Origin of the sequence: Agrobacterium sp. ST15.16.024, assembly GCF_027956545.1 — a bacterium.
GTDB classification, from domain to species: Bacteria; Pseudomonadota; Alphaproteobacteria; order Rhizobiales; family Rhizobiaceae; genus Agrobacterium; species Agrobacterium cucumeris.
The window spans coordinates 442,420-467,547 of sequence record NZ_JAQKGO010000001.1; the positions used below are offsets into that span (position 1 = coordinate 442,420).

Genomic DNA, 25,128 nt, shown 5'->3' on the forward strand with positions numbered 1-25,128 from the left:
TGATGGGCTCAAGAAAAGCAAACAGGGAAGTAAAGTCATGGCTGTTCTGGTCACGGGTGGAGCAGGTTACATAGGAAGCCACATGGTGTGGGCTCTGCTCGATGCCGGGGAAGAGGTTGTTGTTGTCGACCGGCTTTCCACGGGGTCTCGCTGGGCTGTCGCGCCGGCTGCACGTTTCTATCTGGGGGATGCGGCCGATCGCACCTTGCTCGACCAGATTTTCGAAGAAAACCAGATCGAGACCATTTTCCACTTTGCCGGCTCCCTCAGCGTTCCTGAATCGATCAGCCGTCCGCTCGAATATTACGAAAACAATACCGGTACGACCCGCTCCCTTGTCGCTGCAGCCGTCGCCCATGGCATTCGCAATTTCATCTTTTCGTCGACAGCCGCCGTCTATGGGAACCAGCCTTTTGATGGCCCGGTGCCGGAAACGGCGATCCTGAGCCCTGAAAATCCCTATGGCCTGTCGAAACTCGCCTCTGAAATCATGCTGCGCGACGTCGTGCAGGCGCATGATTTCAATTATGTGGCGCTGCGTTATTTCAATGTCGCCGGAGCCGATCCGCAGGGTCGTGCTGGTCCTTCTCCAACGGGCGTGCCAAACCTCATCAAGGTCGCCTGCGAGGCCGCAACCGGCCGTCGGGCTCGGGTTGAGGTCTATGGAACGGACTATCCGACCGCTGACGGCACGGGCGTTCGCGACTATATCCATGTTAGCGATCTGATCGATGCGCATATGCTGGCCATGGCGCATCTGCGCGCCGGTGGCGGCACCCGAACCTTGAATTGCGGTTATGGCGTCGGTTATTCGGTGCTGGATGTGCTGCACGCGGTGCGGCAGGAATCGGAGCAGGATTTCCCGGTCATCCATTGCCCGCGCCGGCCGGGTGATATTGCGGCGATGGTAGCGGATTCCACCCGTATTCAGTCGGAGCTGGGTTGGCGTCCGCGTTTCAACGATCTGGCGATCATCGTTCGCACCGCTCTTCAGTGGGAAGCCAAGCGCCAGGCGCAGCAAAGCGACAGAATTCCCCCGGTCCGGCGCAAGCTGGCAGCGATAGGCTGAGCAGGTTCCGCATCAGCGGGTAGCGTTGTTCTTGACGGAAGGATAGACGAGGGGCCGATCCGAAGTGCTGGCGGTGGGAAGCCATCGCTCCCTGTCGAAAAAACGGCGCGTCAGCTTCAACCCCGGCGACTGCTCATTCGCGAGCAAAATCACGTTCATGCGATGCGGCGCGGTCGGCTCCGGCTTGACGGAGACCGAAATGCCGAAATGCTGTGCCTGATAGGGCTGCATCCCGCGTGCCGGTTCAAGCATGGCGGCAAGGTCGCTCCAGCGGGTTTGCCCGATAATCAGGGCCAGCGCATCGTCAAGCTTTGCTTTAATGGCGGCACCGTCAGGCGTCTCAGGCGCCACGGCCTTCATTCGGATGGATCTGATTTCGCCGGACGGCTCTCCCCTGATCTCAAGGAACAGTGATGCCCGTTCGACGGGCGTTGCCGCATTCCCCTCGCCAAGGTCGGCCATGCATTCGAAGTTGCGGATATTCACCGGGCTTGCGTGCCAGCCTTGTCGGTTGGAAAAACCCTCGGCGGCGAAACGGTCACAGAGGTCCTTGCCGGAAAGCACGAAATCGCGTGCGAAAGATGCCCTGTCGCCGGTTTTCTCGAATTTCAATAGATGAGGCGGCAGATAGACCTTTCTGGCCGCTAGCTTTTGCCGTTTGACGGGCTTCACCTTGGGCGGCGGCTCGGCGGAATAGATGGCAGGCGCCAGATTGAAATAGGTCAGCAGGCTCCTGAGGTGCTTCTTATCGTTGGCAAGCAGCACCGTCGCCAATATGGCGAGGCAAACGGCCAGCACCGCAAACAGCAACGCGCCATGGCTTACTCTTTTTTGCAGGCTTGCGTCCATCGCAGGACCCTATGGCTACCAGGGCAAAGTGGCAGCCGTTCTTGATACGGATTTTCGGGCCGTTTTTTGCCCTGTGAATATGGATGTGAGCGTAAGCTCAAAAAAAATATATCATGCAATCCACCGCCGAAATCTCCGGCGGTGTGTGGTGTTATTCGGATGTATTTTTACCCGTGTCCTGCCCGCCGGCGCTGCTTTCATCGTCTGCGACCGGAATGGCGTAGGAGCCATTCAGCCAGCGGGCAAGATCGAGCGAGCGGCAGCGATCCGAACAGAACGGATAATCGTCGCGTGTCGAGGGCCGCCCGCATTCCGGGCACGGCTGGGATTTACGGAGCGGCGTGACGTTACCGGTGCCTTCCGTGGAGGGTTTTGCCATGGTCTATCCCTCGAGCCAGCCCGATGTCACCTCAAATCCTTCACCGGACAATAGCGACATGGTCTCGTAAAGCGGCAGGCCGACGACGTTGGTGTAGGAACCGGTCAGCTTCTGCACGAATGCGCCGGCAATGCCCTGAATGCCATAGGCACCTGCTTTGCCGCGCCATTGCCCGGAGGCGATGTAGGCGTCGATTTCGCGCGTCGAGAGGCGCTTGAAGCGCACCTTGGTTTCCACCACCTTCTGACGGATTTTGCCGCCGGGTATCACAAGGCAGATGCCGGTATAGACCCAATGGCTACGTCCCGAGAGAAGATGCAACGCCGCCGAGGCGTCTTCGGTATATTCCGCCTTGCCGACGATGCGACGGCCCACGGCCACGACGGTGTCGGAGCCGAGAACATAGGCGTCTTTCCACGTCTGCTCGCTCTTGAGCGCGGCATGCGCCGCTTCGGCCTTCTGCAGCGACAGACGACGACACAGCGTGCGCGGATGCTCAAGCTTCGCAGGCGTCTCGTCGATATCCATTGGCATCAGGCGTGCCGGCTCGATGCCGATCTGATGCAACAGTTCCAGACGCCGCGGTGAGCCGGATGCCAGAACGAGCTTTTGTTTTGAGTTTGTCATTGCGCTGCCCGGGCGTCCGATGCCGAAAACGGATTACTTGAAGCGATAGGTGATGCGGCCCTTGGTCAGGTCGTAAGGCGTCATTTCAACCAGTACCTTGTCGCCGGCCAGAACGCGGATACGGTTCTTGCGCATGCGGCCCGCGGTGTGGGCGATGATTTCGTGTTCGTTCTCAAGCTTCACGCGGAATGTTGCGTTCGGCAGCAATTCGGTTACGATGCCCGGGAATTCAAGGACTTCTTCTTTTGTCATGTAAGGGTTTTCTTCCTGTTGATAGTGCCGGACATGTCCTGTCCGGGAAAATTGCGCGGAAACTACACAATCCCGGCACATTTGTGAACCTCTAAAGCATCGGCATGAAAATCAGTAATGATTTTCATGAGGCAGCGGCCATTTTCACTCTTTTGAAAGCGTATCCGCCACCGGCTGCTGCCGCCCCGGCAGGCGTTCCGAAATAAGTTTCGACAGATGGTCCCGCACGTCGCGATAGGCGTCGAGAATCTGTTCGCGTGTGCCTGTGATCACCGTCGGATCCATTGTCGGCCAATAGACCACATCGAGCGAATTCGAGCGCGTCAATTCAAGCGCTGCGTGATGGGCTTCCGGCGTTAATGTAATGATCAGATCGAAAAAATCATCCTCGATCTCGTCCAGCGTGCGCGGTTTGTGTTTGCCGAGCGAAAATCCCTGCTCTTCCAGCACTGCATCCACGAAGGGGTCGCGCTCGCCGGCCCGCACGCCAGCCGACTGGATGTAAATGCCGGGCGCGACCAGCCGTTTGGCGATGACTTCCGCCATGGGGGAACGGATGGAGTTCATGCCGCACATGAAGAGGACCGATTTGGGCGCTCGTCCCTCGTTTGGCGCTGCGGCAGGATCGCTCATCTCTAACCCCGCCAATAGAGCACGCAGACAAGGGTAAAGAGGCGGCGCGCCGTATCGAAATCCACCGTGATTTTGCCGGACAGCCGGTCCATCAGGGTCTGCGAGCCGTCATTGTGAATGCCGCGCCGGCCCATGTCGATTGCCTCGATCTGACTGGGCGTAGAGGAGCGGATCGCCTCATAATAGCTTTCGCAGATCAGGAAATAATCCTTGATGATGCGGCGGAACGGCGTCAGCGACAGAATATGGGTCGAGACGTCTTTTTCGTCTTCGGTCTTGATCGCGAAAACCAGCTTGGCATCAACAAGCGAAATATGCAGCCGGTATGGTCCGCCATCGTGGCCCGCCGGCTCAAAGGTGTTTTCCTCGATCAGGTCGAAAATGGCGACGGCGCGTTCATGCTCCACGTCAGGCGTGGACCGGCCGATACTATCGTCCAGAACCACATCGCAGAGCCGGAAATCGCCTGAAGCCATCGCTTAACTTTCCGGATTGAGGCGAATGGAGACCGAGCGCGCGTGCGCATCCAGCCCTTCCGAACGCGCAAGGGTGATTGCTGCCGGTGCAAGCTGGCGCAACTGCTCTGGCCCAAGCCGCAGGATCGAGGTGCGCTTGACGAAATCCAGCACCGAAAGCCCGGAGGAGAAGCGCGCCGAGCGCGCCGTCGGCAGAACATGGTTGGAGCCGCCGACATAATCGCCGATCACCTCAGGTGTATGACGCCCAACGAAGATGGCACCGGCATTGCGGATGTGGGTCATCAGCGCATCCGGATCGTCGACGGCGAGTTCCAGATGTTCGGCGGCGATGCGGTTGGCCAGCGGAATGGCGTCGGTGAGCTTCTCAACCAGAATGATCGCGCCGAAATCGGCCCAGCTCGCCGCCGCCGTTTCGGCGCGCGAGAGGCGCTTCAACTGCCGTTCGACGGCTGCTTCCACCGCCTTGCCCAGTTCGGCATTGTCGGTGATGAGGATGGATTGCGCCCCACGATCATGCTCCGCCTGCGCCAGAAGATCGGCGGCCAGCCAGTCCGGATCATTGTCCCTGTCGGCGATGACGAGCACTTCGGAAGGTCCGGCGATCATGTCGATACCAACGGTGCCGAAGACTTGCCGCTTTGCTGCGGCCACATAGGCATTGCCGGGGCCGACGATCTTGGCGACCGGCGCGATGGTTTCCGTGCCATAGGCAAGGGCTGCGACGGCCTGCGCGCCGCCGATGCGATAGATTTCCTCAACACCGGCGATACGCGCCGCAGCAAGAACCGCGGGGTTTATCACGCCGCCATTGGCCGGCACGACCATGACGATGCGCTCCACGCCGGCGACCTTTGCCGGTACGGCATTCATCAGGACAGAGCTGGGATAGCTGGCGGTACCACCAGGCACATAAAGGCCGACAGCCTCGATGGCCGTCCAGCGCGAGCCGAGACCCACACCAATATCGTCTTCGTAGATGTCGTCCTTCGGCATCTGCCGCGCGTGGTGTTTTTCAATGCGCCGGGCCGCGAGTTCGAGGGCTTCGATGATGTTTTTGTCGACCGCCGAATAGGCGGCATCGATTTCATCCGCCGTCACCCGCATTGACACCTTGGTAAAATCGAGGCCGTCGAATTTTTGGGAATAATGGGCAAGGGCCGCATCGCCACGCTGACGGACATCGTTGATGATGTCGCTAACCGTCGCATTGACGTCTTCGGAAACTTCCCTCTTGGTTGTCAGGAAGGCTGCGAATTTCTGTTCGAAATCAGCCGATGCCTGCTCCAGCCAGATTGCCACGCCATTACCCTTTCATTGTCCCCGCGGACGATGCCGCGAGGTTCACGAACTCGCCGCGCAATAATCGCGGCTCTGGTATGTGGCATAAATCGAAACGGTGACGAAAGGCAACCGTTGCGACGGTGTGGAGTGTTTATTCGCTATCGGGGTGATGCGGTTTGGCGGCGGTTTCCCATGCGCCGCTCACATCGGTCAGCTGCGCCTCGATGCATTCGACATCGAGCGCAATGGCGCCGCCGCCCGAAAGCGTCAGCTCAACGGCTCCATCCGGCCCTTCGCCATTCTGCACGAAGCGGATGGCGAGAAGCGACAGGACCTGCTCCTTGTCGGTGCGGTTGATGCCATAGGAGCGCACGGCGGATACCCGCTTGAGGAAAACCACGCTGCGGCAGCGTTCCGGCGGCAGGTTCTTCTTGTCGGCGCTTTCCCACACGAAACGATTGGCGGAAAGCGTGAACTGGCCATGCTTCGGCTCGAAGGCAACGTCTTTCAGTTTAAAGACGCTGTCCTGCATATGCGTCGAGATGACGGAGAGATCTTCAGTATCCAGCGCGAGCAATTTCAGGCCGCTCATCATTTTTTCCTTTTCCGCGGGCCACGGGCCGCAATGTCTATTTCTTGTACTGGAAATAGGCAGTCGAGGCCCGCTCTGCAACGGGTAGGAACCGGATGAGCGGCAATGAAAGGATCAATCGCTGACGCGTTCGACCAGTGCGCCGCAGCGGGTAAGCTTTTCTTCGAGGCGCTCGAAACCGCGATCGAGATGGTAGACACGCGAAACCATGGTCTCGCCTTCCGCCACCAGACCGGCAATGACCAGCGAGACGGAGGCGCGCAGATCGGTCGCCATCACGGGCGCACCCTTCAGGCGGGAGACGCCCTCAATGCGGGCCATCTGGCCGGAGAGCGAAATCTTCGCGCCGAGGCGGGCCAGTTCCTGCACATGCATGAAGCGGTTTTCGAAGATGGTTTCGGTAATGTGGGAAACGCCCTGCGAGCGGGTCATCAGCGCCATGAACTGCGCCTGCAGATCGGTGGGGAAGCCGGGGAAGGGCTCGGTGACAACATCGACCGGCTGGATGCCATTGCCGTTGCGCACCACGCGAAGGCCGGTCTCGGTCTCGCTGATCGTCGCACCCGCAAGCCGCAGCGTATCGAGTGCATTGTCAAGCAGCGAAGCGCGTGTGCCTTCCAGCACCACGTCACCGCCGGCCATGGCAACCGCCATGGCATAGGTGCCGGTCTCGATACGATCAGGCAGAACCCGGTGGCGCGCGCCGGAAAGCGAGGTGACGCCCTCGATGGTGATGGTGGAGGTGCCCGCACCTTCGATCTTCGCGCCCATGGCGGTGAGGCACTGCGCCAGATCGACCACTTCCGGCTCGCGGGCCGCGTTGTGAATGACGGTGGTGCCGCGGGCAAGGCTTGCGGCCATCAGCATCACATGCGTTGCGCCGACGGAGACTTTCGGGAAAGTGTAAACCGCGCCGATCAGGCCACCCTTGGGGGCTGTGGCGTTGATGTAGCCGCCGTCGATTTCCATCGTCGCGCCGAGCGCCTCGAGGCCCTCGATAAACAGATCAACCGGGCGCGTGCCGATGGCGCAGCCGCCGGGCAGGGAAACGCGGGCGCGGCCTTCACGGGCCAGAAGCGGGCCGATGACCCAGAAGCTGGCGCGCATCTTGGAAACCAGCTCATAGGGGGCCGTCGTATCGACCACGGTGCGGCAGGTGAAATGGACGGTGCGGGAATAGGCTTCGCCCTGGCTTTCGCGGCGGCCATTGACGGAAATATCGACGCCGTGATTGCCGAGAATACGGATGAGCTGTTCAACATCGGCCAGATGCGGCACGTTTTCGAGCGTCAGCGTGTCGCTGGTCAGAAGCGATGCGATCATCAACGGCAAGGCGGCGTTTTTTGCGCCGGAGATGGGAATGATGCCGTTAAGCTTGTTGCCACCCGTAATTCTGATGCGATCCATGCGTCCCTACGGGCCTGTGCCCGCCTTTCTTATCATGCCTTGCGGAAAGGCGCGTCCTTAGACGAATTTCCGCGGCGTTTCAATTTATGCTGATGAATTCTCTATGAGGATGATTCGTCCGTTTTTGCGGCAGGCAGACCGATTGTATCGTCCGCATCGCCGGCGCGGCGCGCACGAACCTGCTGTTTACGCTTCAGAAGGTTTTCACGAAGCTTCTTGGCCGCCCGCGCCTTGCGCTCCGCTTCGCGCTGTCGCGCCTTCTCGCCGGGGCCCGCCTGCGCATTGCCGTTAGCCGCCAAGGCGGACTGCTCTGCGGAAGCCTCCACGGAAACCCCAGCCTTCGCCTGTTTGTCATGATGTTCGTTCATAAATTCAGCAATATCCGAAAAATGCATTTTTCAACAGGGGGAACGCTTTTTTGCCCCGCTTGATGAAGAATATCGTTTTGCGACTTGCGCTCATCAAAAACCTATGGCAATAGGCCGCCACGCTTGATGCTGAAGCACACGCTTCGGCACCGGATGCTGCTATAGCTCAGGGGTAGAGCACTCCCTTGGTAAGGGAGAGGCCGAGAGTTCAAATCTCTCTAGCAGCACCATTTTCCCATAAAATCAAGAAATTACGCACGTTCCAGAGCCGCGGCATTGGCCTGCTGCGCACTGCGTGCGCTCTTCCCCGAGCGCTCCCCACAAGCCCTGGAGAACAGAGATCCAGACGAACGGAAAACCGCGCCTCTTGTGAAGCGCGGTTTCCATATCCGAATATTCTGTTGCTGCCAGAGCGGGACGAAACCGCCCGTAGCCAACGGGCGCCGCTTACTGGCGGAATAGCGACAGGATATTTTCGGAGCTGGTATTGGCGATGGAGAGCGACTGGATCGCCAGCTGCTGCTGCGTCTGGAGAGCCTTCAGTCGGGTGGATTCTTCGTTCATGTCGGCGTCAACGAGGCGGCCGATGCCCTTGTCGATGGAGTCGGTCAGCTTCGAGACGAAGTCTTCCTGCAGATCGAGACGCATCTTGATCGAACCAAGATCGGCACTTGCGCTGATGAGCGATTCCAGCTGCGTGTTGACGAACTGGATCATGTTGTCGAGACCGTCATTCTCTGTCAGCGGCTGGCCTTTGGCATCCGTCAGGCCGCTGAGATCCTTGGTGATGTCCAGATCGATCAGCGAATAATCAAGCTTCTGGGCCATCTGCGATGTTGCCGCAGCGGTTTCGAGATAGATGTTGTTGTTGGAAGAGCCACCGGTGCCAATTGCCGTCACCGTGGTGCCAGCGGGCGTCGGTGCCGTATTGTTGGCCTTCACATAAAGTGCTTCGCCAGCTGCGTTTTCACCGATCTTGAAATAGGTGCCGTTGTTTCGTGCAGTGGTGGCGGCGGCAACGGTTACGAGGCCGGTTGTTGCGTCTGCAGCGGAAACCGTGGTTGTCGTGCCCGAGGGGAAGCCCAGAAGCTGAGATTGGGTAAATACTTTTGCAGTGGAAGGCGTGGTTGTTGCGACACCTGCAGGTGTTGTCGTCGTGATCTCGAAATCGCGCAGAACGCCGGTGTCGGAGTAATAGGCAGAGCTGTCGAGAATGCCGTTTTTCGTCGCGCCGGTGGACGTATCGAAAAGCGCCGTCTTGTTATCGACCTGAATGTTGATGGTCTTGACGGCGACGTTACCTGCGCCATCGCGGATGAAGGAGCCGACGACCTGTTTGGTGATGGGTGTCAGGTTACCGGAGGCGTCGCTGATCTTGCCTTTCAGCCAGTTTTCGCCGGAGAAGGAGGCGGATTCGCCGATGCTCTTCAGCTGGTCCTGAAGCTGGCGGATTTCTTCCTGGATCTTGGCCTTGTCGACACCTGCTTCGCGGGCGGCAACCAGCTTCTTGCTGATTTCCTTGACGACATCGACGGTGGTTTCCATGGCGGAATAGGCGGTATCGACCTTGGCGGCGCCGAGGCCGAGCGCGTCCTGCACGGCGGACAGAGCGCCATTATCGGAACGCATGGTGGTCGCGATCGACCAGTAAGCGGCGTTGTCGGATGCGGTCTTGACGCGCAGGCCGGAGGAGACGCGCGACTGCGTTTCTTCCATGCTGCTGCCGATGGCGCGAAGGGTCTGCAGGGCGGCCATTGCCGCGACGTTCGTCAAAATGCTGGTCATAATTATTTGCCCCTTGATTGGCTGAAATGAAAAGGGACATTCCGGATTGCCGCCGGGAACGATCGAGCGGCTTGATGCCTGTTAACCTCTTTTTCGTCTTGGTTAACCAATCGTTTCGATGACTAGGTTTTAGGCGGCGAATGGTTAACAAAGCCTAAATCGCTATTAATAAAAATTAGGAAATAATAATTTCTCTTAACCATAATGAAAAAGCCGCGCTCGAGGCGCGGCTTTTCGATTTGAATGATGTCGCTTGCGATTAACGGAAGAGCGAGAGAATGCTCTGCGAGTCGTTGTTGGCGATCGACAGGGCCTGAACAGCCAGCTGCTGCTGGGTCTGGAGAGCCTTGAGGCGCGTGGATTCCTCGTTCATTTCAGCGTCTACGAGGCGGCCGATACCCTTGTCGAGCGAGTCGGTCAGCTTGTTGACGAAGTTTTCCTGCAGTTCGACACGCATCTTGACTGAACCAAGGTCGGCGGAGGCGGAGATCATGCTCTGGAGCTGCTTGTCGACGAATACGATCATCGCGTCGAGATACTGGTTCGCAGAAAGTGCGGAACCGTCCGCATTCGTCAACGTTCCGACGAGATCCTTGGTGATGTTCAGAGACGTCAGAGAGTAGGAAAGCGCTTTCGCCAGCTGGTTACCAGTTCCTGTTTGAAGATAAACGTTCTGACCATCCTTGGACGTGCCGATCGCGACAGTGCCGAGCGCTTTCTGGGCCGTGTCGATGGCGGCAGTACCCGTTGAAGCGGTGGCTGCCGTGCCATCACCCATGACTTTGACATATTGATCGTCGCCGATCTTCAGGTAAGCGCCGTTCTCCGTTGCCGTCGAACCCAAAGTGACAACATAGAGGCCGGTGGTAGCGTCAGGGGTAACAGCGACCGGCGTTCCCGCCGTTGCAGGCGTCAGAGCCTTCAGCTGCGCTTCATTGAACACTACTGCTGCCTTGACCGTAGTCGCCTTTGCAGCGCCGACGCCCGTCGTGATTTCGAAGTTCTTGTACGACCCCGTCGAGGAATAGACGGCGAAAGAGTCGAGAATGCCCTGCTTGTCCTTCGCAGCACCGGAAGACGTGTCGAACAGGACGGTGTCATTGCCGAGCGCGACATTGATGGTCTTCACCGAAACGTTGCCGCTGTTGTCGCGGATAAAGGAGCCGACAACTTCCTTGGTGATGTCGGCCAGTTTACCCGTGCCATCGCTGATCTTCGCCTGCAGCCAGTTCTCGCCGGAGAAGGACGAGGAGCTGGAGATCGACTTCAGCTGATCCTGCAGCTGGGCAATTTCTTCCTGGATCTTGGATTTGTCGACGCCGGGTTCGCGGGCGGCAACCAGCTTGTTCTTGATTTCCTTGACGACGTCGATCGACGATTCCATGCCCGAATAGGCGGTATCAACCTTGGCAGCGCCGAGGCCGAGAGCGTCCTGTACGGCGGACAGAGCGCCGTTATCGGAACGCATGGTGGTCGCGATCGACCAATAGGCGGCGTTGTCGGAAGCTTCGCCGACACGCTGGCCGGAGGAGACGCGGTCCTGTGTGGCTTCCATGTTCTGGCCGATGGAACGCAGGGTCTGGAGTGCAGACATGGCTGCAACGTTTGTCAAAATGCTGGTCATAATAAATTGCCCCTTGAATGGCTGATTAGAAAAGGGACATTCCGGTCTCACCGGGAACGGCGCACAGCATCATGCCTGCTAACCGGCTGATTTTTAATGGTTAGCTCACCGTTTCGATGGCTCTAGCTAACCGCTTCATGGTTAATAAATACTTAAAGTAGTAAAAATGTGAAGGTAAAATTTTTACGTGTAAATCATCTAAAAAAGTTAAAAATAATATAACCGCACCCGTCTCCGGATGCGGCGTTCCAAATGGCAATACGCCATAGCTGGTGCTTCGCCCGCTTTTTACTGGATAATCTCGAGGTGAGCTCAATTTTGCCGTCCGCGGAAAAACGGAATGCCAGGTAAATTCCAATTCCCTTCGAGGGGGCGATAAACGAAAAAAGCCGCGCTCGAGGCGCGGCTTTCCGATTTGAATGATGTCGCTTGCGATTAACGGAAGAGCGAGAGAATGCTCTGCGAGTCGTTGTTGGCGATCGACAGGGCCTGAACAGCCAGCTGCTGCTGGGTCTGGAGAGCCTTGAGGCGCGTGGATTCCTCGTTCATTTCCGCGTCCACGAGACGGCCGATGCCCTTGTCGAGCGAGTCGGTCAGCTTGTTGACGAAGTTTTCCTGCAGTTCGATGCGCATCTTGACCGAGCCGAGGTCGGCGGCGGCGGACGTCATGCTCTGGAGCTGCTTGTCGACGAAGGAGACCATGGCGTCGAGGGACTGCTCGGCGGTCAGGGTCACGCCGGTCGGGCCGACGAGATCCTTGGTGATGTCGAGCGACGTCAGCGAGTAGTTCAGGGCTTTGGCGAGCTGGTTGTTGGCGCCGGTTTCAAGATAGACGTTCTTGCCATCCTTCGTCGTGCCGATTGCCACGGTGCCAGCCGTAACCTGTGCCGTGTCAACGGTGGTGGCGTTGCCGGTGGTGCCGTCACCCATAACCTTGACGAACTGGTCGTCACCGATTTTCAGGTAAGCGCCGTTCTCGGCTGCCGACGCGTTGGCGACGACGACCAGGCCGGTTGTCGCATCAGCGACGGCAGTAACCGGAGTAGCAGCAGCAGCGGGCGTCAGACCCTTGAGCTGTGCTTCGGTGAATACCATTGCAGCCTTGACTGTGGTGGCCTTGGCAGCGCCAACACCAGTCGTAATTTCGAAGTTCTTGTAAGCGCCGGTCGAGGAATAGGAAGCGAAGGAATCGAGGATGCCCTGCTTGTCCTTTGCAGCGCCGGAAGACGTATCGAACAGGACGGTGTCGTTGCTAAGGGCAACGTTGATCGTCTTGACAGAAACGTTGCCACCGGAATCACGGATGAACGAACCAACCACCTGCTTGGTGACGTCGGTCAGCTTGCCCGTGCCGTCGCTGACTTTCGCCTGCAGCCAGTTTTCGCCGGAGAAGGACGAGGAGCTGGAGATCGACTTCAGCTGATCCTGCAGCTGGGAAATTTCTTCCTGGATCTTGGACTTGTCGACGCCGGGTTCGCGGGCGGCAACCAGCTTGTTCTTGATTTCCTTGACGACGTCGATGGACGATTCCATGCCGGAATAGGCGGTATCAACCTTGGCGGCGCCGAGGCCGAGAGCGTCCTGTACAGCAGAAAGAGCGCCGTTATCGGAACGCATGGTGGTTGCGATCGACCAGTAGGCGGCGTTGTCGGAAGCTTCACCGACGCGCTGGCCGGAGGAGACGCGATCCTGCGTCGTTTCCATGTTCTGGCCGATAGAGCGCAGGGTCTGGAGCGCAGACATAGCTGCGACGTTGGTAAGAATGCTTGTCATGGTAGATTTGCCCCTTGAATGGCTGATTAGAAAAGGGACATTCCGGTTTCACCGGGAACAGCGCGCAGCGTCATGCCTGCTAACCGGCTGATTTTTAAAGGTTAGCTCGCCGTTTCGATGGCTCTAGCTAACCGCCTTATAGTTAATGAAGACCTAAGGATTCTCACGTCTCACGATAAAATCTTAATATGCGAATAGTCTGAAAATATCAGAATGAAAAAAGCCGCGCTCGAGGCGCGGCTTTCCGATTTGAATGATGTCGCTTGCGATTAACGGAAGAGCGAGAGAATGCTCTGCGAGTCGTTGTTGGCGATCGACAGGGCCTGAACAGCCAGCTGCTGCTGGGTCTGAAGAGCCTTAAGGCGCGTGGATTCTTCGTTCATTTCAGCGTCTACGAGGCGGCCGATGCCCTTGTCGAGCGAGTCGGTCAGCTTGTTGACGAAGTTTTCCTGCAGTTCGATGCGCATCTTGACCGAGCCGAGGTCAGCGGCGGCGGACGTCATGCTCTGGAGCTGCTTGTCGACGAAGGAGATCATGGTGTCGAGTGCCTGCTCGGCGGTCTGGGTCACACCGGTCGGGCCGACGAGATCCTTGGTGATGTCGAGCGATGTCAGGGAGTAAGCAAGCTTGTCTGCAGTGCTTGCAGCGCCCTGATCGAGATATACAGCGACGCCGCCGACAGAGCCAATCGAGGTGTTTACAACCGGGGCCGTCGGGCCGTCGGAGGCGGCGGGGGCGCCGGCAGCTGCCGAGATGATTTTTACATACTTGTCATCGCCGACTTTAAGGTATGTGCCGGTTGCGGCAATCGGGGAACCCGCGGCTGCGTTTTTGATGACCGCCAGGCCGTTTGCCATCACTTCATAGTCGGCAACCGCAGCGCCATTTCCAAGGGCGCTCGCCTTGAGCTGCGCTTCGGTATAGGTCTCGGCAGCTACGACCTTGGTCGTTGCTGTAGCGGCGGTAGCGCCGGCAGTCAGTTTGAAGAGATCGTAGGTGCCGGACTTGGAATAATAAGCGAAGGTATCAAGGATGCCGGCCTTGTTCGCGGCGGTGCCCGAAGACGTATCGAACAGCACGGTGTCGGCTGTCAGCGCGACATTGATCGTCTTGACGGAAACATTGCCGCCAGCGTCGCGGATGAACGAGCCAACGACCTGCTTGGTGACGTCGGTCAGATTACCGGCGCCGTCACTGATCTTCGCCTGCAGCCAGTTTTCGCCGGAGAAGGACGAGGAGCTGGAGATCGACTTCAGCTGATCCTGCAGCTGGGAGATTTCTTCCTGGATCTTGGACTTGTCGACGCCGGGTTCGCGGGCGGCAACCAGCTTGTTCTTGATTTCCTTGACGACGTCGATCGACGATTCCATGCCGGAGTAGGCGGTATCAACCTTGGCGGCGCCGAGGCCGAGGGCGTCCTGTACGGCGGACAGAGCGCCGTTATCGGAACGCATGGTGGTCGCGATCGACCAGTAGGCGGCGTTGTCGGAAGCTTCGCCGACGCGCTGGCCGGAAGAGACGCGGTCCTGCGTCGTTTCCATGTTCTGGCCGATAGAGCGCAGGGTCTGGAGCGCAGACATGGCTGCGACGTTGGTAAGAATGCTTGTCATGGTAGATTTGCCCCTTGAATGGCTGATTAGAAAAGGGACATTCCGGTTTCACCGGGAACAGCGCGCAGCGTCATGCCTGCTAACCGGCTGATTTTTAATGGTTAGCTCACCGTTTCGATGGCTTAGCTAACCTTCATATAGTTAATTAACATCTAATAACTCGCTAAAAAAGTGCATTCTGACTATTTGGTTCGCAACCTTTGCGCGCGTGCGCGTGTAACCGGAAATGCTTAAAAAACCATAAAGCCGCACCCGTTTCCGGATGCGGCTTTGGTAGAGGAACAATACGCTCGGGTCAGCCTCCGTCGCGTTTGCCTTTTCACCTGATTGCAAGACGGTCAGCCACCGCTTGCGATCCTGTGTTTCATGTCATTCCGGACAGCGGCTATCCGCTTGTCCATGCGTAAAATCTGACAGCCGGTACTTGCCAATTTCCTAATTTCAGAGGGTATACGGCCCCTCGTTCAAATCGTGGTAAATGCTTTGAAAGCAGGGATGGTAAACGAAATATTGCGGTTTGCGGGCCGCTCCATAAAGCAAAACCGCGCCCTTTCGGGCGCGGCTCGTTTTTGTCGTTTGGGTCCGATTAACGGAAGAGCGACAGGATGTTCTGCGAGTCGCTGTTGGCGATCGACAGGGCCTGAATTGCCAGCTGCTGCTGCGTCTGCAGAGCCTTGAGGCGGGTGGACTCTTCGTTCATGTCGGCGTCAACCAGGCGGCCGATACCCTTTTCCATCGTATCCGACAGCTTGGAGACGAAGTCTTCCTGCAGGGAGATACGCGAGGAAAGAGCACCAAGCTTTGCAGCTGCGGAGTTCATGCCTTCCAGCTGACCATCGACATGCGAGATCAGGCTGTCCAGTACGTCTTCGTCCGTTGCCGTGGCGGCAAGGCCGAGGCCGGTCTTGATCGTGCTGAGCTTGGTGATGTCGACCTTGGAGACGGAAGTGTCCGTTACGAACACGGCAGCCGTCGTGGTCAGAGCGGTCGGTGTGCCAGCGAGCGCAGTACCGGTTGCGTCCGTTACTTCCAGGAACTTGTTCGGTTCAACTTCCTTGAAGAACTTCGGAGTAGCGGCACCGTCCGTCCAGACGCTGTCCGATACCTTGGAAGCGGTCGCAGCAGCGGGCGGGGTCGTCGTTGCGGTGTAGTACTTGCCGTCCGTCCACTGAGCAACGGTTGCCTTCGTAGCGTTCTTGTCCAGAAGGCCCTGGTTTTTGCCGCTGGAGTCGACCAGTACGTTCGTGCCGTCAAGCTTGATATCAACAGCCTGCGTCTGGACATTGCCAGATGCGTCACGGGTGAACGAGCCAACGATCTGCTTGTCGATCGATACGCCGACTGCCAGATCGGCAGCAGCAGCACCGGCCTTGCCGATCGAGCCCTTCAGCCAGTTTTCACCGGAGAACGATGCGGAAGAGGTGATGGACGTCAGCTGATCCTGGAGCTGGGTGATTTCAGCCTGGATCTTTGCCTTGTCGGCGGTGGATTCCTTGGCGGTGACGAGCTTCTGCTTGATCTGGTCAACGACCTTGATCGCAGATTCCATACCGGCATAGGCAGTGTCGATCTTTGCGGCGCCGAGACCCAGAGCGTCGGAAACCGAGCCGAGGGCTGCATTGTCGGAGCGCATCGTGGTCGCGATCGACCAGTAAGCGGCGTTGTCGGAAGCCGTGCTAACGCGTTGGCCAGTCGAGATGCGGTTCTGCGTCGATTCCATGTTGTTGCTGATCGTGCGCAACGTCTGGAGAGCGGCCATAGAAGAAGCGTTGGTAAGAATGCTTGCCATAATAAATGTGTCCCTTGTTTTTACGAGATACTGGAGTGGGGACATTCCGGACTTGGTATTACCGGCCACAACGTTTCGGCTTCATGCCACTCGGTTCAGAATTACTATGTTCTGGAAACCAAACCCGCTGCGTGTGGATTGGAGTTTCCCAGCGAAAAATTGCGCAATTCTTAATTTTGGCGGTTGCTTTTGTGATGAATTACTTATGGTTATTCAGGAGTTATTCAAAATGGTTACCTATTGCCTGATGATTATAGTTATCCGACCCCTAGCAAATTTGGTAACCAAAGCCTTAAAACGCGAAAACCCCGCTGCCTTGGGGCTGCGGGGTTAACAAACAGGATTAACGAAGTTTATTTCGGCACAAATGCCGTCAGTTGAACGATCTGACGAGGCTGCCGACAAGCAGGTTCCAGCCGTCGATCAGCACGAAAAACAGGATCTTGAACGGCAGGGAAATGGAGGTGGGCGGCAGCATCATCATGCCCATGGCCATGGTGATGGTGGCGACGATGAGATCGATGACCAGAAACGGCAGGATGATGAGGAAACCGATCTCGAAACCGCGGCGGATTTCCGACAGCATGAAGGCCGGAACGAGCACGCGGTAATCGACGACATTGTCGGTCATCACTTCCTGTCCGCGCTCGCGGGCGATATCCACGAACAGCTTCAGGTCCTTGTCACGCGTATTGGCGTTCATGAAGGTGCGGAAGGGTTCGGCGATGCGTCCTATGGCCTGCTGTTCGTTGATCTGGTTCTGCAAAAGCGGCTGCACGCCGTCGGTCCAGGCTTTGTCGAAGGTGGGCGACATGACGTAGAAGGTCATGAACATCGCCATTGACAGCAGGATCATGTTGGACGGGGTAGAGGCCAGTCCCATGCCGGAGCGCAGTATCGAAAAGGCGATCACGAAGCGCGGAAAGCTCGTGACCATGATCAGGATGCCCGGCGCGACGGAGAGAACCGTCAGAAGGCCGAAGGTGCGGATGATCCATGCCGCAACGGATCCGTCTATCTGTGTATTGAACAGATCGGACGGAAATTGCTGGGCGTTGGCAAGGCCCGGCAAGGCGAGGAGGACGGCGATGGTTACAAGAAATCGAATCATTCGATGACAAAGGTCCGGAACATGACCTTGGATACGCGCCCTTGCGAGCGCAGGTCAACTCGTTCCTGAATGTCATCCTTAAGATATTGAAAGCCGCGCGGCCCTTCCAGCTGCTGAAGGGAAACGGTGCGCACATAGGCCATGATATCCTGATGGATATCCTCCGCGAGCCCGACTTCCACCGGCCCCTTGAACATCAGCGCCACTTCCAGCCGCACCCAGTTGGTTGAAGGGTAGGCGAGGTTGGTGGTGATGGGATCGAGCTGGACGATGCCGTTCGCTTCGGCCGAGATTTTCTCGATGCCCTCGGCGGCCTTGCCCTTTTCACCCGAAGCGGCCGGCGCGTGCGCTGCGGCTTCCGCGCCGGCGATTTTCGGGGCGATCATGCCGCCCACCAGCCAGCCACCGCCCGCACCGAGCAGCGTCAGGATCACAACCCCGGCGATGGTCATGACCACCGGGGAGGACTTTTTCTTGCTCTCAGCCTGTTCGTTTTCCATGGTCAGTCCCGTTCCCGCAAACCGGCGTCAGAGCGGCGAGAACAGGTCGACGACCTGCTGACCGACCGGGGGCTGCTGCACTTCCGTCAGGCGGCCACGACCGCCGTAGGAGATGCGGGCCTCGGCGATACGCTCATAGGAAATCATGTTCTGCGCATCGACATCCTGCGGCCTGACGATACCGCCGACATTGAGGATGCGGATTTCATGGTTGACGCGCACTTCCTGCGAACCGCTGATAATGAGGTTGCCGTTTTCCAGAATGCCGGTCACCACGGCGGCCACCATCAGCGTCAGCTTTTCGGAACGCTTGGTCTTGCCCTTGGCCTGGGTGTCGGTGTCCGATCCGTATTTGATGTTGGAGTCCGCCTCCGGCGTCCAGCCGAAGATTTCCGCCTTGGCCTTCCAGTTCAGACCGCTGGAATTGGTGCGGTTGCGCTCGGTTTCGTTGTCGAAATCGGCCTTGTCGTTGATCTGGATGTTGACGGTCAGGATGTCGCCGATATTCAACGCGCGCAGATCCTTGAACAAGGCGCCCTGGCTGTCGCTCCACAGCGAATAGCCGCTCGCCATATGTTTCGGCTGCTTGGGATACATGCCCATCTGCGGCGTCTGGCTGAATTGCAGACCGCTGCCGATCGGGCTCATCGCGGGTGCGTTGCCGATTTCCTTCAGGGTCTGGTTGTTCTGGCAGCCTGCCAGGAGAGCGAGCGGCAGGAGGAGGGCCGGAAGACGACGCGTGCTCATGAAGGATCCTTCGAAGTGTTTTTGTCGGTTGCCTGCGACATGATGCCGGCGACAGTGGCGGCTTTCTGCGCATCCATCTCGCTGAGGATGAGGCCGGACTGGCGCGGCGGCAGCTGCATGATGATGGCGGCCGCAATCTCCACATGCATCTTTTCGAGCTGGGGTGCGGCGGCATCGGGCTTCATCGTCTTGTAGACATCGACGAGATTGGCTTTCGCCTGGGCGAGGAAATGTTCGCGGCGCGCCAGCCAGTCCTCATATTCCGCCTTGCGGTCTTCCAGCACGGAGATGCGCTCGTTGACGTCGGCCTGGAGCTTTTCAAGCTCCTGCTTCTGCATCAGGTAACGCTGGTCGCGAGCGGCATCGGCAATGTTGGTGCAGAATTTCTGGATTTCATCCTGCGTGCTCAGTTCCGACACCACGTTCTGCTGGCTTTCGGCGCCGGCGGCCGGCAGCAGGAAAAGCAGGGAGGCAACGGCTGCGAACCGGAAAAGACCATTCGGCAGGGCTTGGTTTTTAAGAAGTTCCATCATTGCAGCACAAGCTCCGCCTGAAGGGCACCGGCGGATTTGATGCCTTGCAGGATGGATATGATGCCATCCGCCTTGAGCCCGATGCTGTTGAGACCGGCAACCAGCGTGCGAAGGTCGGGACCTTCGACGATGGCGACCTTGCTGCCTTCCTGCAGCGCCATGATGTCCGTCTGCGGCTGCACGGCGGTCTGGCCACGCGAGAAGGGCGCCGGCTGGATGACCTGCGGTGATTCCGTCACCTGCACGGTCAGCGTTCCATAGCTGACGGCGACGCGGGAGATGCGCACATCCGCGCCGATGACGATCGTGCCGGTGCGTTCGTTGATCACGACCTTGGCGGGCGTATCCGTCTCCACCGTCAGGTTCTCGATTTCCGCCATCAGCCGGGTGAGGTCAGCGGTGCGGGGTTTCTGCACCGCGATTTCCTGCGAATCGCGCGGCTCGGCGATACCATCGCCGTAACGGGCGCGGGCAAAGGCGTTGACAACGTCTGCAACACGCACCGCAGTCGAAAAATCGGGGTTGCGCAGCTGAAGGACCAGATTGACCGAATCCTTGAATTTGGACGGCAATTCACGCTCGATGATCGCGCCGTTCGGCACGCGCGCCGATGTGGTCACGCCCTGCGTCAGCGTCGCGGCATCGCCCTGCGCCGAAAAGCCGTTGACGATCAGCGCGCCCTGGGCAACCGCATAGATCTGCCCGTCCGCGCCGGAAAGCGAGGTCATGATCAGCGTGCCGCCGCGCAGCGAAGAGGCGTCGCCGAGCGAGCTGACCGTTACGTCGACACGGCTGCCGGGGCTGGCAAACGGCGGCAGATTGGCCGTCACCATCACCGCGGCGATGTTCTTGGCATTCGACTGGCCGCCCTGCGTGGTGATGCCGAGGTTCTGCAGCATCGCGCGCATGGATTGTTCGGTGAATGGCGAGGAACGCAGGCTGTCGCCCGTGCCCTGCACGCCGACGACGAGACCATATCCGATCAGCTGGTTGTCGCGTCCGGCCTGCAGCGATGCGATATCCTTGATGCGGGAAGTATCGGCATGGGCTGCGGGTACGGGAAGGAACGGCTGGGCCGAAAACAGAATGGCCGCGGCCAGGATACGAAGCAATCTCATTTCGCCATCACCTGAATGGTTCCGTCCTTCATGACCGTGCCGCTGACCATCACGCCGGAATCGATGTTGCGCACCCGCACCACTTCACCCAGTGAGCCGTCGGTCATCGGCGTTCCCGACGCCATCAGCGTCATGTTGCCGATGGTGAAAACGAGCTTGACGCTGGTGCCGCGCACCACCAGGGATGGTTCGCGCAATGCCGCAACCGGAATGGTGCGGCCGGGAAGCAGGGTCTGCTTGGAGATCATGCCCTCCACTTCGCTGATATCGGTCGCGTAACCTGAGGAAATGTTGGGATTGGTCACTTCCACCGGTTTCACCTGCTCGGGCGTAATCGCCTCGCCCGGATAGATGGTGCGGGTGGGAACCAACGCCATCGGCGCCTGGGCGAAGGCCGGCGCCATGGCAACCAGTGAAAAGGCAGACGCCAGGCACATACGGACGAGCGCCGTTCTGCAGCTGTTATTTTTTCGGCCAAACCTCATGTCCGCCTGCCTTTCCGTTCTTACTTCAGGTTCTTGCTGACAATCGATGCCATTTCGTCAGCGGTGGTGATGACCTTGGAATTCATCTCATAGGCGCGCTGCGCCGTGATCAGGTCGGTGATTTCCTTGACGGCGTCGACGTTCGAGCCTTCAAGGTAGGATTGCTTGATGTAGCCGTAGCTCGGATCGTCAGGCACGCCGATGACCGCGTCGCCGGAAGCCGGCGTCTGGGCAAAGAGGTTGTCGCCAAGCGGCTTCAAGCCGGCTTCGTTGGCGAAGTTGGCGATGGTCAGCTGGCCAAGTTCGGTGAAGTCAGCGGCATTGCCGATACGGGCCGTCACCTGACCCGTGCGGGTAACGGTGATGTCCTGCGCGTCGGTCGGGATGTTGATGTTGGGAATGACATTATAGCCATCGACCGTCACCAGATTGCCGTCGGCATTCTTGTTGAAGGCGCCAGCGCGGCTGTAGAGCGTCGAACCGTCAGCTGCCTCGATCTGGAACCAGCCCTGTCCGATGATCGCCACATCCAGCTTGTTGCCGGTCTCGATCAGGTTGCCCTGGGTGTGGATGTTACGCACAGCCGAAGTCTGCACGCCGAGACCGATATTGGCACCTTCCGGCACGATCGCCTGGTTGGCGCGGTTCGGCACGCCCTGCATGCGCTCGGTCTGGTAGAGCAGATCGGTGAACTCCGCACGCGCGCGCTTGTAGCCGGTGGTGTTGATGTTGGCGATGTTGTTGGCGATGACTTCCAGATTGGTCTGCTGGGCGTCCATACCGGTGGCGGCGATTGCAAGAGCTCTCATATCAATATTCCCGCTGGGCTAGATCTGCATCTTGGTAATGTCGAGATAGGCCGACACGATCTTGTCGCGCAGCGCGATGGCGGTCTGCAGCGATTGCTCGGCCGAAAGCACGGCATCGACCACTTCACGCGTGTTCGCCTTGCCCTGAATGCCTTCGAAGGAAGCGACTTCCGCCTTCTTCAGGTTGTTCATCGCATCCAGCGATACGTTGCCGAGAACGCTCGCGAAGCTTGCGCCCGTCTGCTGGGCGGGCGTCGTCTGCTGGCTGCCGAAAACGCTTTCCGTCAGCGAGGAAATGTCGCTTGCGCCGCGCGTGAGCGAAAGGGAACTGAGTTGCTTGATGCCGTCGATCATTGCGATGCCTTCAGAAGGTCGATGGTGGAGGCGACGAGGTCGCGTGTCTGGCGGATGACCTGAAGGTTGGCGTCATAGCTGCGGTTGGCTTCGCGCATGTCGGCCATTTCAATCAGGATGTTGACGTTCGGCATCTTCACCATGCCGTTGGTGTCGGCGGCGGGGTTGCCGGGGTCGTATTCGTTGACGAAGTCACCACGGTCGACGCCGAGCTTCTTCACCGTCACGCGCTCCACGCCGCTGACGCGGTCGAGCTCGGAACCGAAGGTAACGGTCTTGCGGCGATAGGGGTCGGCGCCGGGGGTGTCGCCGGTCGATCTGGCGTTGGCGATGTTTTCAGACACGACGCGCAGTCGGGTGGACTGCACTTCCAGGCCGCTGCCCGCGATCTTGCTCGCCGCACTCAAGGGATCCATGGTTTACCTCTTAACCGTCATCAGCATCATGCGATGGAAGGATTTGACGAGATTGGCGTTCAGGTCGTACTGTCGCTTGATCTCGCCGGTCTTGGTCATTTCTTCCGCAAGCGCGACCGAATTGCCGGATTCCTGCATGCCGATCTCGTTATTGACCGGGTTGTCACGCACGGCGATATTTTCGCTGAGGTTGCTCGCGCCAAAATGGGCGGGATGGGTCTTTGCCATGCCGACCTGCTGGCTGGTGGCCTGCATGACCGCTTCGAAAGGGCTGACATCCTTGGCGTGGAACTTGGGTGTGTTGGCGTTGGCGATGTTGGTCGCCACGACTTCCTGCCTCACGCTCAGCCATTCCGCTTGGCGGGATGCCAGATCGAACAGTTGAATCGGTTGCATAGACTTCTCCATCTCGTATGGCCCGAACCTAAGGGGCTAATCTTGCGTCAGACTTGCGGGGAGGGGCGAAGGCGTCGAACGGCGGCAGAACGGTCATCCGTGAAACAAAAAAGGCGCGTCCGCAGAGGCGGCGCGCCTTTTTTCAAGGAAGAAAAATTCGTCTATTTTTCAGGACGATAAGTTTTACCCGAGGATGTTTCGATCTGCCATTCGCCGCCGCGTTGCTCGATCTTGGTCAGAAGCGCATTGTCGGGTAATGTCGAGCCGACCCGCACCATATACATGCCCGATCCATCCTCGATCAGCGCCCGACCGTTGGAAACATGCAGCAGGCGGAACGACGTCTGGCCGGGGAAGGGCTGGTCTTCCACTCGGGCGGCGAGATCGTTCTGCTTTTCCTTGCCGCTGGCGTTGACTGTCGCCGTCGTCAGCATGTCAGGCAGTTCGGCCGGTGGCGGCATGTCTTCCTTGTTGCGGTTGGTCATGGCCATCGGCGAAACGCTGAAGACTTCGCGCGGGCCGGTGTGGGGCAGGTCGCGAGTGCGGTCACCGCCCGCCACCTTTATCCCAAACTTGTCTTCATTGAAGAACACATACCAGGGGAAAAAGGCGGCCGCTGCGGCAAGCCCAATTCCCGTCCAGGCCAGAATGCGGTCGAGCGTGAAGAAAGGCGGCTGCGGCCGTGCATCCTCGACGTCGCCATTGTCGATCTTTTTCTTTTTCACGGCGTCAGCCTCTCATTCTCGGGTTTACCTGCGGCTGATTGTTCTGCACTCCGCCACGCAGCGCCGTCGCGAGATCAGCATAGGCGTCCTGCGCCGCCGGTTCGTTCGGAAGCTGTTTCAGCGTTTCGTAGATGATCGGCACCTGCTTTACCGCCATGTCGAGATCGGGGTCGGTGCCGGGCCGGTAACCGCCGATGAGCCGCAGATCCCGCGTTTCCTCGAAGCGATGCACCAGCGCCTTCAGGCGTGAGACCAGTTTTTCCTGATCCGGCGTCCATGCCTTTTTGGCAAGACGCGAGATCGAGGCGAGGGGATTGATCGGCGGATAGCGGCCTTCTTCGGCAAGGCTTCGATCCAGCACGATATGGCCGTCGAGAATACCGCGGGTCGAATCGGCGATCGGATCGTTGTGGTTGTCGCCATCGACCAGAATGGAGACGATGGCGGTGATGGTGCCGGTGCCTTCGGCACCCGGTCCCGCCCGTTCCAGAAGGCGCGGCAGTTCGGTAAAGACAGAGGCCGGATAACCGCGCGCCACCGGCGGCTCGCCGGAGGCAACCGCCACTTCGCGGATCGCATGGGCAAAACGGGTGACGCTGTCGATGATGAGAAGGACGTTGTCGCCCTTGTCGCGGAAGTGCTCGGCAATGGTGACGGCGGAAAGCGGCGCCATCTTGCGCAGCATCGGGCTTTCATCGCTCGTCGCAACGACAGCGATGGACTTGCTCATATTCTCGCCCATCGTGTCTTCGATGAATTCGCGCACTTCGCGTCCGCGTTCGCCGACCAGCGCAATCACTACCTTGTCGAAAGCGTCGGCCTTGGCGAGCATCGACAGCAGCGTGGATTTGCCTACGCCCGAACCGGCGAAAATGCCGAGGCGCTGGCCGAGGCACAAGGGAGAGAAAATATCGATTGCCCGCACGCCGGTCTTGAAAGGCGTCTCCACACGCTTGCGCGTCATGGATGGCGGCGCGTTGTTGGAGATCGACCGGCGCTCTGTACCGGAGGAAAGCGGCCCCTGGCCGTCGATAGGTTCGCCAAGTGCATTGATGGTGCGCCCGCACCAGCTGTCGTCAGGCGCGACGCGGAAAGCGCCCTTGCGGATGACGGTGTCGTGGATGCCGATCGGTTCACCGGGTTCGATGGGGCAGACATAGCAGATATCCGGCTCCACGCGCACGACTTCGCCGAGATGGATGCCGGTCGTGCTGCGATGGGCGACGAACTCGCCAAGCCTCACATGCCGCGACAGGCCGGAAACCGTATAGTGTCCGGCGGCGATGGTGCGGACATGGCCGCCCGGCGCCACCGAGAACTCCGGATCGGCATAGTGCCCGGCGAGGCTCGCCAGCTGGGCAAGCTTCGGTGAAATAGCCTCAGCCGAGAGCATGGTTTCCGGCATTGTCATTGTTCA

At 58.8% G+C, this 25,128-nt stretch carries 27 protein-coding genes, 1 tRNA gene and 1 pseudogene; 2 read left to right on the plus strand and 27 right to left on the minus strand.

Features of this window, described 5'->3' with window-relative positions; translation table 11 throughout:
* Nucleotides 1–37: 37 nt before the first annotated feature.
* Entirely contained in the window at nucleotides 38–1,069 is a 1,032-nt protein-coding gene (gene galE / locus PL640_RS02145) for a UDP-glucose 4-epimerase GalE (protein ID WP_271360664.1), read from the plus strand.
* Between the two features lie 12 nt (nucleotides 1,070–1,081).
* On the opposite strand, the gene PL640_RS02150 is transcribed toward galE, so the two are convergent.
* From PL640_RS02150 to PL640_RS02195, 10 genes are all read right to left on the minus strand, one after another.
* Nucleotides 1,082–1,918 carry a DUF6030 family protein gene (locus PL640_RS02150; RefSeq protein ID WP_271360665.1) on the minus strand — a complete coding sequence of 279 codons (837 nt, stop codon included), beginning with the start codon at nucleotides 1,916–1,918 and terminating at the stop codon, nucleotides 1,082–1,084.
* A gap of 151 nt (nucleotides 1,919–2,069) precedes the next feature.
* Nucleotides 2,070–2,297, minus strand: coding sequence for a DNA gyrase inhibitor YacG (yacG, locus tag PL640_RS02155; protein ID WP_271360666.1), 228 nt, complete (start codon nucleotides 2,295–2,297; stop codon nucleotides 2,070–2,072).
* A 3-nt stretch (nucleotides 2,298–2,300) separates the two neighbouring features.
* Nucleotides 2,301–2,924 (minus strand): Maf-like protein, encoded by a 624-nt coding sequence (locus PL640_RS02160; RefSeq protein WP_142841099.1) that lies wholly within the window; start codon nucleotides 2,922–2,924, stop codon nucleotides 2,301–2,303.
* Nucleotides 2,925–2,957: 33 nt separating this feature from the next.
* On the minus strand, nucleotides 2,958–3,176 hold the full coding sequence (infA, locus tag PL640_RS02165) for a translation initiation factor IF-1 (protein WP_004432473.1): 219 nt from the start codon (nucleotides 3,174–3,176) through the stop codon (nucleotides 2,958–2,960).
* A 144-nt stretch (nucleotides 3,177–3,320) separates the two neighbouring features.
* Nucleotides 3,321–3,809 (minus strand): arsenate-mycothiol transferase ArsC, encoded by a 489-nt coding sequence (locus PL640_RS02170; RefSeq protein WP_269698680.1) that lies wholly within the window; start codon nucleotides 3,807–3,809, stop codon nucleotides 3,321–3,323.
* Between the two features lie 2 nt (nucleotides 3,810–3,811).
* Complete coding sequence (locus tag PL640_RS02175; RefSeq protein WP_142841103.1) at nucleotides 3,812–4,285, minus strand: UPF0262 family protein; 474 nt, start codon at nucleotides 4,283–4,285, stop codon at nucleotides 3,812–3,814.
* A gap of 3 nt (nucleotides 4,286–4,288) precedes the next feature.
* The gene (gene hisD, locus PL640_RS02180) at nucleotides 4,289–5,587 is read right to left on the minus strand and encodes a histidinol dehydrogenase (RefSeq protein ID WP_271360667.1); all 1,299 of its coding nucleotides are present in this window, start codon (nucleotides 5,585–5,587) and stop codon (nucleotides 4,289–4,291) included.
* A 133-nt stretch (nucleotides 5,588–5,720) separates the two neighbouring features.
* Entirely contained in the window at nucleotides 5,721–6,161 is a 441-nt protein-coding gene (locus PL640_RS02185; RefSeq protein WP_046800569.1) for a DUF2948 family protein, read from the minus strand.
* Nucleotides 6,162–6,275: 114 nt separating this feature from the next.
* Complete coding sequence (murA, locus tag PL640_RS02190) at nucleotides 6,276–7,568, minus strand: UDP-N-acetylglucosamine 1-carboxyvinyltransferase (RefSeq protein ID WP_046800570.1); 1,293 nt, start codon at nucleotides 7,566–7,568, stop codon at nucleotides 6,276–6,278.
* Between the two features lie 101 nt (nucleotides 7,569–7,669).
* Nucleotides 7,670–7,936, minus strand: a complete 267-nt coding sequence (locus tag PL640_RS02195) for a hypothetical protein (RefSeq protein ID WP_271360668.1) — start codon at nucleotides 7,934–7,936, stop codon at nucleotides 7,670–7,672.
* Between the two features lie 155 nt (nucleotides 7,937–8,091).
* Here PL640_RS02195 and PL640_RS02200 point away from each other — a divergent pair.
* Nucleotides 8,092–8,166 (plus strand) — tRNA-Thr (locus PL640_RS02200).
* Between the two features lie 217 nt (nucleotides 8,167–8,383).
* Here the strand turns inward: PL640_RS02200 and PL640_RS02205 are convergent.
* The 17 genes and pseudogenes from PL640_RS02205 to fliI all read right to left on the minus strand — a co-directional run bounded on the left by PL640_RS02205 (nucleotide 8,384) and on the right by fliI (nucleotide 25,122).
* Nucleotides 8,384–9,721: a flagellin N-terminal helical domain-containing protein gene (locus PL640_RS02205; RefSeq protein ID WP_269698672.1), complete on the minus strand. Its 1,338-nt coding sequence runs from the start codon at nucleotides 9,719–9,721 to the stop codon at nucleotides 8,384–8,386.
* Between the two features lie 259 nt (nucleotides 9,722–9,980).
* Nucleotides 9,981–11,345, minus strand: coding sequence for a flagellin N-terminal helical domain-containing protein (locus PL640_RS02210; RefSeq protein ID WP_271360669.1), 1,365 nt, complete (start codon nucleotides 11,343–11,345; stop codon nucleotides 9,981–9,983).
* Between the two features lie 435 nt (nucleotides 11,346–11,780).
* Nucleotides 11,781–13,118, minus strand: coding sequence for a flagellin N-terminal helical domain-containing protein (locus PL640_RS02215; protein WP_142841114.1), 1,338 nt, complete (start codon nucleotides 13,116–13,118; stop codon nucleotides 11,781–11,783).
* 269 nt (nucleotides 13,119–13,387) lie between these two features.
* Nucleotides 13,388–14,728 carry a flagellin N-terminal helical domain-containing protein gene (locus PL640_RS02220; protein ID WP_142841116.1) on the minus strand — a complete coding sequence of 447 codons (1,341 nt, stop codon included), beginning with the start codon at nucleotides 14,726–14,728 and terminating at the stop codon, nucleotides 13,388–13,390.
* A 586-nt stretch (nucleotides 14,729–15,314) separates the two neighbouring features.
* Nucleotides 15,315–16,517 carry a flagellin N-terminal helical domain-containing protein gene (locus PL640_RS02225; RefSeq protein ID WP_142841117.1) on the minus strand — a complete coding sequence of 401 codons (1,203 nt, stop codon included), beginning with the start codon at nucleotides 16,515–16,517 and terminating at the stop codon, nucleotides 15,315–15,317.
* Nucleotides 16,518–16,890: 373 nt separating this feature from the next.
* The gene (fliP, locus tag PL640_RS02230; protein WP_052817083.1) at nucleotides 16,891–17,628 is read right to left on the minus strand and encodes a flagellar type III secretion system pore protein FliP; all 738 of its coding nucleotides are present in this window, start codon (nucleotides 17,626–17,628) and stop codon (nucleotides 16,891–16,893) included.
* Nucleotides 17,625–18,128, minus strand: a complete 504-nt coding sequence (locus tag PL640_RS02235; RefSeq protein WP_137083474.1) for a flagellar basal body-associated FliL family protein — start codon at nucleotides 18,126–18,128, stop codon at nucleotides 17,625–17,627. The genes fliP and PL640_RS02235 overlap by 4 nt, the downstream gene beginning before the upstream one ends.
* A gap of 27 nt (nucleotides 18,129–18,155) precedes the next feature.
* Nucleotides 18,156–18,875, minus strand: coding sequence for a flagellar basal body L-ring protein FlgH (flgH, locus tag PL640_RS02240; protein WP_046800576.1), 720 nt, complete (start codon nucleotides 18,873–18,875; stop codon nucleotides 18,156–18,158).
* A complete protein-coding gene (locus PL640_RS02245) occupies nucleotides 18,872–19,408 on the minus strand; it encodes a MotE family protein (RefSeq protein ID WP_271360670.1) in 537 nt (178 codons plus the stop codon). The genes flgH and PL640_RS02245 overlap by 4 nt, the downstream gene beginning before the upstream one ends.
* Nucleotides 19,405–20,460: pseudogene (locus PL640_RS02250) on the minus strand (flagellar basal body P-ring protein FlgI); the annotation flags it as partial. The pseudogene PL640_RS02250 and the gene PL640_RS02245, both read right to left, overlap by 4 nt.
* A 62-nt stretch (nucleotides 20,461–20,522) precedes the next feature.
* A complete protein-coding gene (gene flgA, locus PL640_RS02255) occupies nucleotides 20,523–21,011 on the minus strand; it encodes a flagellar basal body P-ring formation chaperone FlgA (protein WP_142841122.1) in 489 nt (162 codons plus the stop codon).
* 20 nt (nucleotides 21,012–21,031) lie between these two features.
* The gene (gene flgG, locus PL640_RS02260) at nucleotides 21,032–21,820 is read right to left on the minus strand and encodes a flagellar basal-body rod protein FlgG (protein ID WP_003503427.1); all 789 of its coding nucleotides are present in this window, start codon (nucleotides 21,818–21,820) and stop codon (nucleotides 21,032–21,034) included.
* An 18-nt stretch (nucleotides 21,821–21,838) separates the two neighbouring features.
* Nucleotides 21,839–22,174 carry a flagellar hook-basal body complex protein FliE gene (locus PL640_RS02265; RefSeq protein ID WP_046800580.1) on the minus strand — a complete coding sequence of 112 codons (336 nt, stop codon included), beginning with the start codon at nucleotides 22,172–22,174 and terminating at the stop codon, nucleotides 21,839–21,841.
* On the minus strand, nucleotides 22,171–22,590 hold the full coding sequence (gene flgC, locus PL640_RS02270; protein ID WP_046800581.1) for a flagellar basal body rod protein FlgC: 420 nt from the start codon (nucleotides 22,588–22,590) through the stop codon (nucleotides 22,171–22,173). Before flgC ends, PL640_RS02265 begins: the two co-directional genes overlap by 4 nt.
* A 3-nt stretch (nucleotides 22,591–22,593) precedes the next feature.
* Nucleotides 22,594–22,986, minus strand: coding sequence for a flagellar basal body rod protein FlgB (gene flgB, locus PL640_RS02275; protein ID WP_046800582.1), 393 nt, complete (start codon nucleotides 22,984–22,986; stop codon nucleotides 22,594–22,596).
* Nucleotides 22,987–23,147: 161 nt separating this feature from the next.
* Nucleotides 23,148–23,711, minus strand: coding sequence for a hypothetical protein (locus PL640_RS02280; RefSeq protein WP_269698660.1), 564 nt, complete (start codon nucleotides 23,709–23,711; stop codon nucleotides 23,148–23,150).
* A gap of 4 nt (nucleotides 23,712–23,715) precedes the next feature.
* Nucleotides 23,716–25,122: a flagellar protein export ATPase FliI gene (gene fliI, locus PL640_RS02285; protein WP_142841126.1), complete on the minus strand. Its 1,407-nt coding sequence runs from the start codon at nucleotides 25,120–25,122 to the stop codon at nucleotides 23,716–23,718.
* Nucleotides 25,123–25,128 lie beyond the last annotated feature (6 nt).